Annotated in this window: 13 protein-coding genes; 6 read left to right on the top strand and 7 right to left on the bottom strand. The window is 41.7% G+C overall.

Annotated features, from left to right (window positions below):
• On the bottom strand, positions 1-1482 hold the full coding sequence (locus tag H6G97_RS06735) for a GTP-binding protein (RefSeq protein ID WP_190939896.1): 1482 nt from the start codon (positions 1480-1482) through the stop codon (positions 1-3).
• Between the two features lie 242 nt (positions 1483-1724).
• Here H6G97_RS06735 and tpiA point away from each other — a divergent pair, with 242 nt between their 5' ends.
• Both tpiA and folP read left to right on the top strand, forming a co-directional pair.
• Positions 1725-2456, top strand: a complete 732-nt coding sequence (tpiA, locus tag H6G97_RS06730; protein ID WP_190939930.1) for a triose-phosphate isomerase — start codon at positions 1725-1727, stop codon at positions 2454-2456.
• Positions 2457-2653: 197 nt separating this feature from the next.
• The gene (folP, locus tag H6G97_RS06725; protein WP_190939895.1) at positions 2654-3514 is read left to right on the top strand and encodes a dihydropteroate synthase; all 861 of its coding nucleotides are present in this window, start codon (positions 2654-2656) and stop codon (positions 3512-3514) included.
• Here the strand turns inward: folP and H6G97_RS06720 are convergent.
• The 4 genes from H6G97_RS06720 to psbH form a co-directional block, all read right to left on the bottom strand.
• Entirely contained in the window at positions 3511-4353 is an 843-nt protein-coding gene (locus tag H6G97_RS06720; RefSeq protein WP_190939894.1) for an SPFH domain-containing protein, read from the bottom strand. The genes folP and H6G97_RS06720 overlap by 4 nt on opposite strands.
• Before the next feature lie 1054 nt (positions 4354-5407).
• Positions 5408-6049, bottom strand: coding sequence for an aminoacyl-tRNA hydrolase (pth, locus tag H6G97_RS06715; RefSeq protein WP_190939893.1), 642 nt, complete (start codon positions 6047-6049; stop codon positions 5408-5410).
• Positions 6050-6271: 222 nt separating this feature from the next.
• Positions 6272-6544, bottom strand: coding sequence for a TatA/E family twin arginine-targeting protein translocase (locus H6G97_RS06710; RefSeq protein ID WP_100901199.1), 273 nt, complete (start codon positions 6542-6544; stop codon positions 6272-6274).
• 141 nt (positions 6545-6685) lie between these two features.
• Positions 6686-6889: a photosystem II reaction center phosphoprotein PsbH gene (gene psbH, locus H6G97_RS06705; protein ID WP_109011888.1), complete on the bottom strand. Its 204-nt coding sequence runs from the start codon at positions 6887-6889 to the stop codon at positions 6686-6688.
• An 85-nt stretch (positions 6890-6974) separates the two neighbouring features.
• Between psbH and psbN the strand changes: the two genes are divergently transcribed.
• Entirely contained in the window at positions 6975-7106 is a 132-nt protein-coding gene (gene psbN, locus H6G97_RS06700; RefSeq protein ID WP_190939892.1) for a photosystem II reaction center protein PsbN, read from the top strand.
• A gap of 83 nt (positions 7107-7189) precedes the next feature.
• On the opposite strand, the gene H6G97_RS06695 is transcribed toward psbN, so the two are convergent.
• Positions 7190-10573 (bottom strand): alpha-mannosidase, encoded by a 3384-nt coding sequence (locus H6G97_RS06695; protein WP_190939891.1) that lies wholly within the window; start codon positions 10571-10573, stop codon positions 7190-7192.
• 88 nt (positions 10574-10661) lie between these two features.
• On the opposite strand from H6G97_RS06695, the gene H6G97_RS06690 reads away from it, so the two are divergent.
• The 3 genes from H6G97_RS06690 to H6G97_RS06680 are packed head-to-tail and all read left to right on the top strand — an operon-like array spanning position 10662 to position 13014.
• A complete protein-coding gene (locus tag H6G97_RS06690; protein WP_190939890.1) occupies positions 10662-12296 on the top strand; it encodes a hypothetical protein in 1635 nt (544 codons plus the stop codon).
• 15 nt (positions 12297-12311) lie between these two features.
• Positions 12312-12605: a hypothetical protein gene (locus H6G97_RS06685; protein ID WP_190939889.1), complete on the top strand. Its 294-nt coding sequence runs from the start codon at positions 12312-12314 to the stop codon at positions 12603-12605.
• Positions 12598-13014 (top strand): class I SAM-dependent methyltransferase, encoded by a 417-nt coding sequence (locus H6G97_RS06680; RefSeq protein ID WP_338421604.1) that lies wholly within the window; start codon positions 12598-12600, stop codon positions 13012-13014. Before H6G97_RS06685 ends, H6G97_RS06680 begins: the two co-directional genes overlap by 8 nt.
• A 385-nt stretch (positions 13015-13399) precedes the next feature.
• On the opposite strand, the gene arsS is transcribed toward H6G97_RS06680, so the two are convergent.
• Complete coding sequence (gene arsS / locus H6G97_RS06675) at positions 13400-14407, bottom strand: arsenosugar biosynthesis radical SAM (seleno)protein ArsS (protein WP_190939887.1); 1008 nt, start codon at positions 14405-14407, stop codon at positions 13400-13402.
• Between the last annotated feature and the right edge of the window lie 14 nt (positions 14408-14421).

The following is a 14421-nucleotide window of genomic DNA, read 5'->3' as shown; positions in this document are numbered from 1 at the left end:
TCACTTTTTGAGTTTTACCTTGTAAAGCAATTCATCTTTAATACGGTTAAGAATTGATGTTTCATCCAGGTTTGCCAAAATCCGGCTGATGACTGCTTTCGGCCCATCAGGGCCCCAAGTCGCGCCATTGGCTAAATAAACTTTGGTAACTTGTCCAATACCGTAAGAAGAAACACCAGCTACTCCCGCTTGGGTAATTGCCACCGATATATAAGGGCCAAAGGTAGCGCCTGCTGTAGCTGTTGCAGAGATGCCAAGTAAAGTTTTTAAACCACTCAAGCCCAAATTTGCCAACAATTCACTAGCACCGATGCCGCCCATACTCAGGGCAATTTTTTGTAATAATTGTACAGCCCCAGCTTCGGTCATAGAGAAGCCATAGAGCTTAGATAAACCCACAATCAGAGCAATATCAATTACCACACTACTCAGAATATCTACCACAGTTAGGGGATTAAGTGCGATCGCTAATGCCTTAGTCATCACAGCTTTCCAAATCAACTGATTGGCATTCTGTTCCCGAATCATCACTTTTCGCTCAACCAATTGCTCATTGACGATATCGGCATAAAGCATAGTATTGAGAGCAACCAAGGCTTTGCCCTCACGATGTAAAATCTCCAAGATTTTTAGCTTCAGTTCCTCAACTTGGGCATTCCCTGTACGCAACTGTATGCCCCTAGTCCCATCAGGACGACGAATTGCCGTCTTCACCAATGGCGATGCCGCAGCCATGACAATTTCTAGGGGTGTGAGTAATTCCCGCACCCTTTCATCCCGGATTTTATGGTAAATTGCCATCCGGTCTGCTTCTGGATACTGGTCTACTTTGTTAAACACCAGAATGATCGGTTTACCTGCTTCCCGCAACTGAGAAAGGGCCATATATTCTAGCTTCGTCATGTCGCCAGATATCACAAACAGAATCAAATCCGCTTGTTTGGCAATCTGTTCAGCTAACGCGGCACGGGTTGCACCATCTACTTCGTCTAACCCAGGAGTGTCAATTAATTCCACCTGCGATTGACCGACACCAGGGAGAGTAACTCGCAAAGCACGTTCAGTTTCTCCAATCGCCTCCTCACTAATACTCCAATTGACTCTTTGTGCAGCACGAGTGACACCATGCAAAGGGCCAGTTTCAAATACTGTTTGTCCAACCAAAGCATTTAGTAGCGAAGACTTACCACGTCCCACCATGCCAAAAGCCGCAATCTGTATCACCATGTGGTCTAACTTCCCCAGCATGGTTTCCAAATCAGCAATTTCCACCTCTAATCCGGTTTTTTCTTGGGGGGTGAGGTCGAGATTAGCTACCAAATTGTGTAGCGCCGTTTGTGCTTGTTTGTAGTTCAGTTCCGTTTGAATGTCTTCAAAACTGAAAATGGCACTATCCAGTTCTTCCTCCCAACTGAGAGAATTTGCGTCAGTGCTAGCAGAATCGTTTTGATGAGGTTCAGGCACGGGTAATGTTGAAGTCATATTAATTTAATTTTAGATTTTAGATTTTAGATTTTAGATTTTCAATACATCCCCTCTACTATCCTAGTTATTTTTTGCAAGGCTTTAGCGAGATGAGGCAGACCCAGCAGAGGGGAAAGGGAAGAATAATTTTTACCCGATGCCCCATACCCAATACCCAACTCGTAGACTAATAACTAACAAAAAGTCATAAACTGAAAAATGCATCTAAATAACGCGTTAGGATCTTGACTAAATTACCTGTGCGGAAAATCGTTATTGCCGGCAACTGGAAAATGTACAAAACCCAGGCAGAAACCCAAGAGTTTCTCCGAGGGTTTCTGCCTAACCTAGAGGAAACGCCCGAAAACCGAGAAGTGGTATTGTGCCCTCCCTTCACTGATTTAAGCGTTTTGTCTAAGACTTTGCACGGTAGCCTCATCCAACTGGGGGCGCAAAATATTCATTGGGAAGAATATGGAGCCTATACGGGTGAGATTTCTGGCCCAATGCTGACAGAAAGTGGTGTGCGCTTTGTGATTGTCGGTCATAGCGAACGACGGCAATACTTTGGTGAAACGGATGCCACCGTTAATCTGCGCCTCCGAACTGCTCAAAGGTTTGGTTTGACCCCAATTCTCTGTGTTGGCGAAACTAAACAACAACGTGATGCAGGAGAGACTGAATCACTGATTGCTCTCCAACTCGACAAAGGCTTGGTAGATATCGATCAAAATAATTTGGTGATTGCCTACGAGCCAATTTGGGCGATTGGTACTGGTGATACCTGTGAAGTAGCGGAGGCGAATCGAATAATTGGCTTAATTCGTAGCCAGTTGACTAATCCGAATGTATCAATTCAATATGGCGGCTCAGTCAAGCCGAATAATATTGATGAAATCATGGCTCAACCAGAAATTGATGGTGTTTTAGTAGGAGGGGCAAGTTTAGAAGCTGAGAGTTTCGCTCGGATTGTGAATTTTAAGCCAGTGTGATGTGCCTTCTTCTCGTTCCCATGCAGAGCATGGGAATGCCTACAGGGGAGATGCCGCCTTATATGGGTAAAAGGGTAAAGGTTAAAGGGGAAGGGGACAATACAGAACCTTTTCCCCTTTTCCCGAATTATGCAAGAAGTCTACTGCTTATTATGGGTAATTTGGCGGACATCATATTACATAACTAATGTAGATATATGCCAAGCAACTTGATGATTCGAGAACGCTGTTTCGAGTGGGGACAGCAGACTTATTTGATGGGCATTTTGAATGTAACACCTGATAGCTTTAGTGATGGGGGTGAATTTAACACTACCTCTGCTGCTTTAGTACAGGCGCAAGCACTGGTAACTGCTGGTGCTGACATTATTGATGTGGGTGGTCAATCAACTCGACCAGGGGCAAAGCAAATAACTCTGGCGGAGGAACTTGACCGGGTGCTATCGGTGTTACAGGTGTTAAGACCAGAAATTTCAGTCCCGATTTCTGTAGATACAACTCGCGCTGCTGTAGCCAGGGCATCTGTAGAAGCTGGAGCGGATATTATTAATGATATTTCTGGTGGCACTTTTGACTTAGAAATGTTGCCAACAGTAGCAGAGTTAGGTGTACCGATGATTTTAATGCATATTCGGGGAACACCACAGACAATGCAACAACACACTGATTATCAAGATTTGCTCGCTGAGATTTATAGTTTTTTGGCTCGGCAAATTGGGGTAGCAACTGCTGCGGGCATTGACCAGAATAAAATTATTATTGATCCTGGTATTGGCTTTGCTAAGAACTATGAGCAAAACTTAGAAATTTTTCGCCATTTGCGATCGCTCGCAGCACTCAATTGTCCTATTTTGGTAGGAGCATCTCGTAAAAGTTTTATTGGTCGGATTTTAAATCAACCAGATCCCAAGGCACGAGTTTGGGGAACGGCAGCAGCTTGTTGCGCTGCTATTTTTAATGGCGCTGATATCCTCCGAGTTCACGATGTTCAAGAAATGCGCGATGTTTCGTTAGTAGCCGATGCGCTACTAAGACAAGCTGTGCAGTTTGACTCTTAACTATCGCCGTTTTCAGATTTCCTGCCGTTGCTTTCTTGAGTTACTGACTCGGCAATCAACTCCTGAAACATTTCACTTGAGTTGGCTGGGTCTACAAAGACAATTTTGGCATTATTGCTCTCACCAAGTTTTTGGCTAGCATCCACGTAATCTTGAGCTACAAGATACCGGAGAATGTCCCTACTGTCAGGATTGGAACGTAGAGCTTGAGAAATGATTTGCACTGAAGCCATAGTTCCTTCTGCTTTCTTAATGGCAGCTTCCTTTTCCCCTTCTGCTTCAGTAATTAGCGCCCGTTTTTTGATTACTGCGGCTTGCTCCTCTTCTCTAGACCTTCGTACACTTTCAGGTAGAGTAATTCTCTGAATATCTAACCGGAGAATCTCAACTCCCCAATCTGCCGTTACATTATTCAATTGGTCTAAGATGGCTGAGTCCATCTCTGCTCTAGAGACGTTAGTCTGCTCTAGGGTATTCTGGGCAATGATTTCCCGGAGCGTGGTTGTGGTTATTTGTGTCAATGCTCCTTGCAGATCCTCAATTTCGTAAAAGCTTCTCACAATGTCTATAATGCGCCAGTATACAATAGCATCCACTTCTACGTAAATATTATCTTGGGTGATCACATTTTGAGGTTTGATGTCTGTAAACTGCTCTCGTGTAGTATCTTCCATCACAACCTGATCTACCAAGGGAACAATAAAGTTCAGCCCCGGCTTAAGTTTCCGATGATACCGCCCTAATCGTTCGACTAGGGCTTCATTTCCTTGATTAATCAGTTTTGCAGAACCTAAGGCATAACCTATAAGGGCTAAAACTATAGCAATAATTGGCTCCATGTATGCTCCTATTCAGCTTTTGGGAGAATTTAGTGTCAAAGATATGCTTCTAGCTTGTCATATCTTTGAGTTTAATGTTTTAAGTCTGTAAGTTGATGAACACCAGTAGCTTGTACATATAAGACTGTTTTGCGGAATGCGATCGCTATTAAAGCACCTCGATCAAAGGCTGGCAAGGACTACTTTATGTAATCAACATTACTTGTATTGGCATCTTCAGCTAGCCTGGAGTTGAATTCAGTGTATTAACGTAGGCTAGATTAATATAAGGTCAAATTTATTTTGATTTTAATGAAAAAATACATAGGTGTCCGTCCCTACAGCCAATTCATCATGTTGCACAGATTTGGGAAAACGATATGAGAATGCATTGGAAAACTTACATTAACTTTTAGTTAACGTGAGTTGAATTAACCTCTCGCTCTCTTGAACTTTAGTTCAAGACTGTGCCTCTTTAATTCGGAGAAACACAGGTTTTGTGTAGTAAAACCGGGAGAGGTCTTTTTATCCGACTAATTAGAGCTTGTTTGAAAAGTGTTTTGCTGTGACTTTAGGCACTTTTAGATCCCCCCTAACCCCCCTTAAAAAAGGGGGAAACCGGAGTCAAAGTCCCCCTTTTTAAGGGGAGCAAGTGCGGTCTTCTCCCAAGGGGAGACGCTAAAAGCGATGGGGGTTTCCCCCATGAGCAACTGGCGTGGATTTAGGGGGATCTAAAACTTTTTGCTACCAAAGGCAGTGGCAGCTAGACGCAAACGACATTTTAAATAAACCTGTTTGGTACTGGCGTTGTTTGAGGTTGTAACCTAAAACAGGCAACAGTGCGTAGGCGTAGCTCGTCGTAGACATCGCCATTATTCTTACAAAAATTAAGCAAAGTCTGCCGCACCCCTAATTAGGGTATAGATGAGTCACTTTCCCTTGCCCAGGCTGCGTTAAGGGCTTTATGTTGGTTGGATAGAGCAAGCTAAAATCGCTACTCATCAACCAAAATAAGCGCCTTTAAACATCGGTTAGCTTCCTTTCTTCTAGCTGATAGGGCAGTATTCATCCAACCCTAAGACTCAGAATTATTAATGGTGCGGCTATTACAAACATTCATCGCCTTTTCTACTCCCTGTTTGAGGCTTAGTTCAATACACTCAACCACGAACTGAAGTACAAGAGACATTTGCTGATTTTCAGCAGCAGAAAATCGTCCTAGCACATGAGAGATAGTATCAGAATCATCGTTATTAGCTGTACCTTTGGGTTTACCAATACCGATTCGCAAACGGGGAAAGTTTTGGGTACTAAGATGTGCGATCGCGCTTTTCATGCCGTTATGTCCACCAGCCGAACCAGATAAGCGCAGACGAGTTTTTCCCAAAGGCAAATCCATATCGTCATAAATCACCAGCACTGACTCAGGCGGCAATTTATACCAACTTGTTACCGCTTGTATTGACTGTCCTGAGCGATTCATATAAGTTAACGGCTTTAGCAAACGAATTTTACCTCCACCTGGGGCCATACCCTCGCCATACTCACCCTGAAACTTACGGTTTTCTGCTAAGGAAATGCGCCAAGAACGCGAAAGAGTTTCTAAAGCCGCAAAGCCGATATTATGGCGTGTTTGGTCATACTTGCTTTCTGGATTCCCCAACCCGACAATTAGCTGGGGAATCACCAAAGCTGGTTGCTTAACAGCTTCTGTCATTTTGCCTAGAGTCAATTGATATGCCGCACTATTTTAGTACTTTGTCATTAAGTGAGTTAGCGCGGTCTTCTTCCTTCGTGTAGCTTCTCGTAGAGAGCGTCTGGGGGTTTCCCCCATGAGCGACTAACTTTCTGTTGGGTAAGCACTAGAATGCTTAGAAAATAAGGACTAAAGTCCTTACTACGAACTTGCTTACCCATGAAGTTCAACTTGACAGACCAATTAGCTAGGTTGGGAAGAACTAGCAGTGTCCTGCTCAGATTTAGCAGGGTAGATTTGCTTAGGTTCCAATTCGGCAGTAGTCTTTACAACTTCTTCTAACTGTTCTGCTTCTTTTTGAAACTCGTTTTGAAAGTCTTTAGAAGCTTCTTGGAAACTACGAATTGTTTTGCCCACACTGCGACCAATTTCTGGCAGCTTCTTTGGCCCAAAGATTAACAGTGCTACTACCATAATTACAGCCATTTCCGGCAAACCGATACCAAATATATTCATTTTTTGTCTCCTGTAAACTATAGAACCACTACAGAAACTCACATATATAGTTAGTCTAATCGCAAATCGCAACTCATAAAAAAACCCGGGAGAACCGGGTGTAACTTAACTTGTTATCCAAACTTGATAGCTGTGTATCCGTTAACGTCCTAAACTCCGCCAATCGACTACTACATCCTCAACCAACAGTGTTCTATTGTAAAGTTGCAGAATAATTAGCAGAAATACAAAAAATAGCAAAATAAAAACAGCCATCACAGGGGTAGTACCCCAACCTGGAGCCACTTTCCCATATTCAGAGTTAAGTGGTTTCAGGATATCTCCCAACCTAGTCCTTTGCGCCATAGTTCACCTAAGATTACTTGCCAAAGCTTTTTTTAATCTTCTGTAATATTCTATAAGAATAGCACTCATCATCTATCTCTCAATTATGGAACCCGCAATAGTTCTTAGCATTTCTATGGCTGCCGTGGTGGTTGCCATCACCGGAATCTCGATTTATACCTCCTTTGGCCCTCCTAGCAAGGAATTGAACGATCCGTATGATGACCATGAAGACTAAAAGAGTCATTAATCATTTGTCATTAGTCATTTGTCAATGGTCTGTGGAAAACCACAACTGACCACTGACATAGCACTAGTTGATTACTCCAGCCTGGGATTAATCGCTGGGATTACCTTGAAACTGGCGATTTTCCAAGGCTGTATCGTCAAGTTTTGTTGCCCAGATGAGAATTCTGTAGTCGAGGAACGTTCTAACAAATCTACTGTATCTCCTAAATTCAACCCTAAATCGCTTTGCCAAGATAACTCGGCTGTTTCTCCGTGACATTCATAACATCGCAGAATTAACTGCTGTGGATTATCCTCTAATGGCTTGAAGGCCATCAAGATTAAATTTTCAGCTGATAAATCTAGAAAGCTCACCCCCAACCCCTCTTTACCAGCAGAGAGGGGAGGATTTTCGGGTGGGTTTTCATTACCAGGATTCAATATCACTTGCAACGGTATATTCAATTCATAGCCGCGCCGTACTGTATGTGCTGATTCCCAGCTACCAGCATGAGGATACAAGGTATATGTGAACTGGTGAAAACCTCTATCAGCCTCTGAGTCTGGCCAATTAGAACTGCGTAGCAGTGTCAGGCGAAGTTGATTTGATTTGCTGTCGTAACCGTATTTACAATCATTCAGCAAACTAACACCGTAAATACCTTCCTGTGTTTCTCCTGTCAAATCAGCCCAACGCAAAGCAGGGACTTCCCATTTTGCTTGTTCTATAGGGGTGGTTTGTGGTTTAGTTGAGCGGCGAATCGCGCCACAGGGAATTTCATAAGTAGCAAAGTCTGCTTCGACATTCAGAGGAAAAGCAGCTTTTACCAATACATGATTTTCTTGCCAATTAACGGTAGTAGCTATGTTCAGCAAAGGTAAACCAGCTTGTAGAATATAGTCTTGGCAAAATTCCGATTCACCCAACTGACGCACCACGCGCACACGGCTTTGCACTGGGCCTTGTTCTAACCACTGAATAGATTGAAGATTTGTTGAGGGTAAAGGATGTTGGGCATAATTGGGGTCAATATTCCAAGCATCCCAATATTGACCGCTATCTTTAAAAGCTTGTAATTGGTTCCCTGTGCCACTCAAAACTTCTCGCTGAGAAGTTTTATCAAAAATACTTGATAAATCTCCAGTATCAGGGTCAATGATAACTCGCAAGAATTCATTTTCTAAAATCCAGTCTGGCAGGAGTGGAGAGGATAAGGGGGATGTAGCTTTAGCTTCCCGCAGGGTGGGAGATGAGGGAGAAAGCCAAAATATGCGGTAGCCTACGGGTGGAATTTCAGTGGCGAGAAATAGTAGCGTTGATGGTTCAGATAATTGGGAGACAACCTCCTTTCCAGAAGTATCGTAAACCTGCCATTTTTCTGCTGTGGGTAAGACTACAGAGACTACCTCAGAACGCTGCCAATTGAGAGAATTGAACACGAAAATAGGCAAACTATCGGGTTTTGGTGGTTCTGATAGGGTAATGTGAGATGCGATCGCTAAAAGTGATTCTTGTAATATCTTCGTTCCTACTTGTTCCACTTGCTGCCATTCGGGTAAAGCATCTGTGTAAACTTGGGTAATTGAAGAACCAGGCAAAATATCATGAAACTGTTGAAATAACACCTGCTTCCAAGCTGCTTCGATTTCTGCTTTAGGATATGTTAGACCACAGCTTACAGTTGCCAAAGTAGCAAATAGTTCAGCTTCATACAATAAATTTTCACAACGACGATTCCAGCGTTTTTGATCTGCGTGGGTAGTGTAGCAACCGCGATGGAATTCGAGGTATAGTTCGTCATTCCAGATTGGGAAGGTAGAGGGAGCAGGGAAGGTAGGGGAGGCAGGGGAGGCAGGGGAGGCAGGGGAGGCAGGGGAAGCAGGGGAGGTAGGGGAGGCAGGGGAGGCAGGGGAGGCAGGGGAAGCAGGGGAAGCAGGGGGAGAATAATAACTCCTGCTTTCTGCCTCCTGCCTCCTGCCTCCTTTACTGATTTGCTGTAAATACTTTTCAGCTGTTGTAAATTCTAAGTCTGGGAAGAAAGGCGACTTTTGCCAGCGTTGGGCGGTTTCTAACATATCACGGGTGGGGCCGCCGCCGTGGTCGCCGACACCGGGAAGCCAGAGGGATTCTGATAAACCAGTTTGGGTTTGCCATTCAAGAGCGTAGGATGCCATTTTAACTGGGTCTATAGCTTCACCGATGGGTGCAGACATCAAACTAAAGACTTCGCTCCCGTCGGGCGATCGCCACCAAAAAGCCCCATAATCAAATTTAGTAGTATCATTCCACCGCAACTTCTGGGTGACAAAATACTCAATGCCGGCATTACCGAAAAACTGCGGTAAAGTTGCACAGAAACCAAAAGAATCTGGAACCCACACCACAGTTGAAAGCTTACCAAATTTTTCCTGAATGTAGCGCTGACCATACAATAGCTGACGGACTATTGATTCACCAGCAATGATGTTGAGTTCTGGTTCCACCCACATTCCGCCGATAACTTCCCAACGTCCAGCAACTACCTGTGCTTGAATTGCCTTAAATAAATCCGGGCGATGTTCTTCAATCCAAGCATAAAGTGCGGGAGTCGAATGACAGAAAATTAACTCAGGAAAATCTTCTTGTAACTTTAGAACCGACTCAAAAGTGTTTTGTGCCGCATTCCAAGTTTCACTTACCGGCCATAGCCATGCTAAATCTAAGTGAGCATGACCCAACAAGAAAATTTTAGATTTTTGATTCCCCCAACCCCCCTTGAAAAGGGGGGGTAATATATCAGATTGAATTAAATTTTGACGTAGAGACAAAAACGACTTTGCTAACTCTCCCTTCTCTTCCTCTGTGTCCTCTGCGCCTCTGCGGTTCGTAACCTCCCCCACCATCGCTGCCAAAACATCCAACCTCTCCGGCGCAAACTTTTCCAAATAAAGTTGCACCACAGCTAATTCATCAGCCACAAAACCCGGATCGGGATTATTATCAACAGTAGACTCATAAACTAGGAGCGATCGCACTAAAGCACCATCACAATGTCCCGGACTCACTAACCGCAAAGCTACAATAAACTCTTCCCCTGGCGTCACCCCTTGGCTAAGAAGCACTCTCGGCGAACAATCAAATAAATCACCCTCCAGCACTAACTTCCCATTCACATAAATCTCAGCAGAATCTGCCCACCAAACCAGTGCCACCCGCAAAGATAACCCAGCTACGGGATAACCCTGTAAATCTTGAGGAACCACCAATTTTTGCACAAGCCATAGCACTTTTTTCCCGCCTGTCCAAGCAATATGTTCTTTAGTATTCAATTCGACAGGTTGCCAATGAGACAAATCAGCAGCTACAACATCAGTAATAATCAGGTCAGATTCCTGATACAGCCACGTAGACTGAAGATTAACTTGACAGAAAGAGCGTAATTGCTCAATTGCTTGTGAGATAAATTTGGTCTGGGATTGAGAGACAGTCTGGGTCATATATTCGCTAATATGAGGTGTTGGTCGTTTTTATTGTTTGGCCCGAGTCTCACAACTTATACAAGACTTGAACTAAAAAATTACTACTATGTCTTCTGGTTCCTCTGGTCGTTATCAAAGCAGACTATTTAACTTTGTCCACCAGCAATCTCGGCGGGTAACACAACAGTGGGAACACACCTACCGACATTTGCAAGTCGCCACTAAGTGGGGCGTGGAGGTATTACTTTACCCAGTGTATCTACTGTTTCAGTCATCTGAATCATCTGGGAAAACGATACATACTCAAGAACCACAAACTAGACTAAAGTTACAACCAAATAATACCGATTTTCAGCCCGAAACTCTTCAAAATGCTGATAGTCCGATTCAAAATGTACTAGAAGCAGTTTATTCTCTGTCATCTGATGAAACCGCTTCCACTCCTACAAAAACATCTCAACATTTCAAACCTTTAATTTTTTTAGGAGTTTTTCGACCAAAATTCATTGGTAATAACGCTAATCTTACTGAATCATCAAATATTACAAACAATCAAGCCGTAAGCCCAAATCCTTCATATTTAGAGAATGCTCTCAAGCAGCATCCAATAGTACGGGGAATTGCTACAAATTTGAATAACCGTAGTTTAGTACTTGTTACTGCTGATAATGAAATTTTAGACATTTTAACACCCCAACAGCAGGTAAAATTAGAAAATCGAATTATTAATGAAGTTGCTAATTACTGGCAGTCTTGGCGTCTGATTGAAGCTAAAAAGGAAACGCAGCTATTACCACAAATTGACAGTTTATTAGCAAAAATCACTGATATAAATACAGCCAAAGCTCTAGTTTTAGCTGACAAAATACCAAAAGATTTACTTAATACAGATAGATTATTAGCATTTTTAGATATAGCCGTTGCTAAGTTAGAATCAAATGCTTTAGTACCTGTCCAAGAACGTAGTCAGGAAGTAGTCCAACTTGCCCAAACTCAGTTAAAAATATTTCTTTATGGCAAAGAGCAATTAGCCTCTAATGGAGAAATTGCAGCTACTGCTGATAGTTTGGAAACTCATACAAATATTCACGCTTTGATTGAGGCGGCGCTTAATTACTTTTTTGGTGTTGGTAGTAGAAAAACACTTGAGCCAACAATTAGTGATGAACGATTGCCAAGTAAACTATTCTCATCACGCCTGAGAAAAGTTTTGTCCAAAAGCCCTCAGTTGGAGAACCAGGATTTAAGAGATGAGCCTTGGCTAACGTGGAATCATTTATTTGGTGACACCGAAACTTTAGTTAATAAGCCAGTTACAGTTTCTCGAAGGAAAAATCCTGCTTTAGCCTCAAGTTTATCAGTAGGGCATTTTTCACCACTGAATTTGAGTGTAAAACAACCTAAAGTCGAATCTAGTTTAGTGCGAAGAAAACAACCAAATAGTAATCTTGCCTCAAGTCAAAAAACATCTAGACAAGTCGCCTCTGCAAAACAAACCCGAACTAGCATTTCCCAAACTAAAAGCGAGAGTCGTAAAGGGGAAATGTTGAAACAGCAGTTTCACCAAAGCAGTCAAGTTGAGGCACAACCAGATTGGATAGAAACCAAAGCAACTACAACGGGTTATGAAAAGCACCCCTTAGAGCAACTTCTGGAATGGCTTGATTATGTTATGCTCTGGCTAGAAGAAAAATTTGTAAATATTTTTCGGTCGTTGCGTCGACTATGGCAGGGGAAATAATAGTAATTTGTAATTATGATTAAAAATGTTTCAAATCAATGCCCTGTTTGTAGTCATAAAGGCATCCATATTCGTTCATTATCTCAAAAAAATATTATAACCGAATTAGAAGATTATTTTGCGGAAAAACCTCCAGAAAAAATTGAAATAATAGATTATAAAATAAAGCAATGTAAAAATTGTTCGCTTGAATATGCTTTCCCTTTAGAAGCAGGTAGCGAGTCATTTTACCAATGGGTTACTACTAGACCAGGTTATTATCCAGAATCTAGATGGGAATGGCTTGCTGTAATTCGAGGAAATAAATAAGCGAGAAAGAGAAAATTCGATTTCTATCTTAGATGTGGGCTGCGGAGGAGGTAATTTTCTTGAAATTGCCAACAAAATTTCAAATACTCGTATAGTTAGTTTGGATACAACTCCAGAATCTATTCAGCAATGTCAGGCAAGAGGATTTGAAGTTTACTGTGAAACAATTGAGAGTTTTTACAATAAATTCCCTAATCAAAGCTTTGACTATGTATTGTCTTTTCATTGCTTAGAACATATTAGCCAACCAAAGCAATTTATTGCATCAATGCTTTCTGTTATTAAACCGATGGGTAGTATATTCATCAGCACTCCTTATTCACCTATGTCGGTTGAATCAGACTGGTTTGATATATTAAATTATCCACCACATCATCTGCTACGTTGGAGTAAAAAATCTTATGAATAACTAGCAGAGCAACTAGGCTGTGAGATAAAATTTTATATGCCACCGGCAAATTCTGTTATGGCAAGATCAACAAACAATTTTAGTTTATTTAAATTTGGAAAACATCAAACAGTATCTAAATTGAGATTACTTCAATAAATAATCAAAAACCCGACTCTATTTTTGAAAATATTCTTTTATCAATTAATGCGTTATCGAGTTAATGGAAGTGTTGCAGCAGATATTGTATTAGTAGAATTAAAGCTATCCTAAAAAATTAGTACATAAAATTATTTTGATAGGATTCTTCTAGCTTGCTGGGTAAGGGTCAGCAAGCTATATCAACGCTTAAAGTGAGTTTCGCGAAGACCTGTTGTTTAAAAACGTGGGTTCCCTCCTGCCTCTTTCACAGCAAAGCGCCACCACAACTAGAACCACACCCAGCAGTACAACCATAACAATAAGCAGCAGTTTGTATCTCATTAATCAGATTTAAACTACCAGCTTCTAACAATTTGCCAACTGTTAAAGTTTCACCATTGCGAGTTTTAGCAGGTAAATTCATCATTTGGTTAAAGTCACAATCATATACATTGCCTAGATAGTCAATTGAAAGTTCATCACGGCACATTAAATGTTCAACTGTGTTGAGATTAAAATGCAATTCTAAAAACTGCAAATAGCTGGCGTACAGTTTTTTCCGTTCTAAATGCATTTTAGTTCTACCAACTGGGAGGTTAGTAATGGTAAAGAGGTTATTAAATACAATATCAAAATGTTCTTGTAAGAACATTTTGTAATGTTGTTCTAAGTTACTCTGTTCTGGAGCTAGAGAAAATTTTTCATCGGTGGGTAATTGCGGATTAAAAACCAAGTCCAAAATTAAATTTTTGTCTTTACCATAGCCGAGTTGGTTAAGCCACTGCAAAGCTTTGACTGAACTATCAAAAACACCAGTACCGCGCATCTTATCAACATTATCTGCTAAGTAACAGGGTAGGGAAGCCACAACTCTTACTTGGTGTTTAGCAAAATATTCTGGTATATCGCCAAATCCATCTTCAAAATAAATGGTCAAATTAGACCGGACAATCACTTGTTTACCAGTTGCTGTTGCTGCTTCCACCAATGGCTTAAATCCATAATTCATTTCTGGTGCGCCACCAGTTAAATCCAATATTTTAATTTCGGGAAATTTATGGATTAGCGAAATCAATTGTTCGCAAATTTCAGGAGAAAGTTCTTCTGTACGTTTTGGCCCGGCTTCCACATGACAGTGTGTACAAGCAAGGTTACAACGCTTACCTAGATTAATTTGTAAAACAGTGATTCCTTTTTTCGTTAAAGGTGAAGTGAGTTTGTGGTTAAAGGGTTTGACTGCTTTATCTAGTGTAATTATTGATTGAGTTTGCATTATTTACTATTCCT

It is taken from the genome of Nostoc flagelliforme FACHB-838 (assembly GCF_014698065.1).
GTDB lineage: Bacteria > Cyanobacteriota > Cyanobacteriia > Cyanobacteriales > Nostocaceae > Nostoc > Nostoc flagelliforme_B.
This window is presented reverse-complemented; position numbering and strand designations above follow the sequence as displayed.

Bases quoted from the DNA above. Each gene is read 5' to 3' on its own strand.
- H6G97_RS06720 (WP_190939894.1), bottom strand. From the start codon at position 4,353: ATGGAGCCAATTATTGCTATAGTTTTAGCCCTTATAGGTTATGCCTTA.
- H6G97_RS06685 (WP_190939889.1), top strand. From the start codon at position 12,312: ATGATTAAAAATGTTTCAAATCAATGCCCTGTTTGTAGTCATAAAGGC.
- psbN (WP_190939892.1), top strand. From the start codon at position 6,975: ATGGAACCCGCAATAGTTCTTAGCATTTCTATGGCTGCCGTGGTGGTT.
- H6G97_RS06735 (WP_190939896.1), bottom strand. From the start codon at position 1,482: ATGACTTCAACATTACCCGTGCCTGAACCTCATCAAAACGATTCTGCT.
- pth (WP_190939893.1), bottom strand. From the start codon at position 6,049: ATGACAGAAGCTGTTAAGCAACCAGCTTTGGTGATTCCCCAGCTAATT.
- H6G97_RS06695 (WP_190939891.1), bottom strand. From the start codon at position 10,573: ATGACCCAGACTGTCTCTCAATCCCAGACCAAATTTATCTCACAAGCA.
- H6G97_RS06710 (WP_100901199.1), bottom strand. From the start codon at position 6,544: ATGAATATATTTGGTATCGGTTTGCCGGAAATGGCTGTAATTATGGTA.
- folP (WP_190939895.1), top strand. From the start codon at position 2,654: ATGCCAAGCAACTTGATGATTCGAGAACGCTGTTTCGAGTGGGGACAG.
- arsS (WP_190939887.1), bottom strand. From the start codon at position 14,407: ATGCAAACTCAATCAATAATTACACTAGATAAAGCAGTCAAACCCTTT.
- H6G97_RS06690 (WP_190939890.1), top strand. From the start codon at position 10,662: ATGTCTTCTGGTTCCTCTGGTCGTTATCAAAGCAGACTATTTAACTTT.
- psbH (WP_109011888.1), bottom strand. From the start codon at position 6,889: ATGGCGCAAAGGACTAGGTTGGGAGATATCCTGAAACCACTTAACTCT.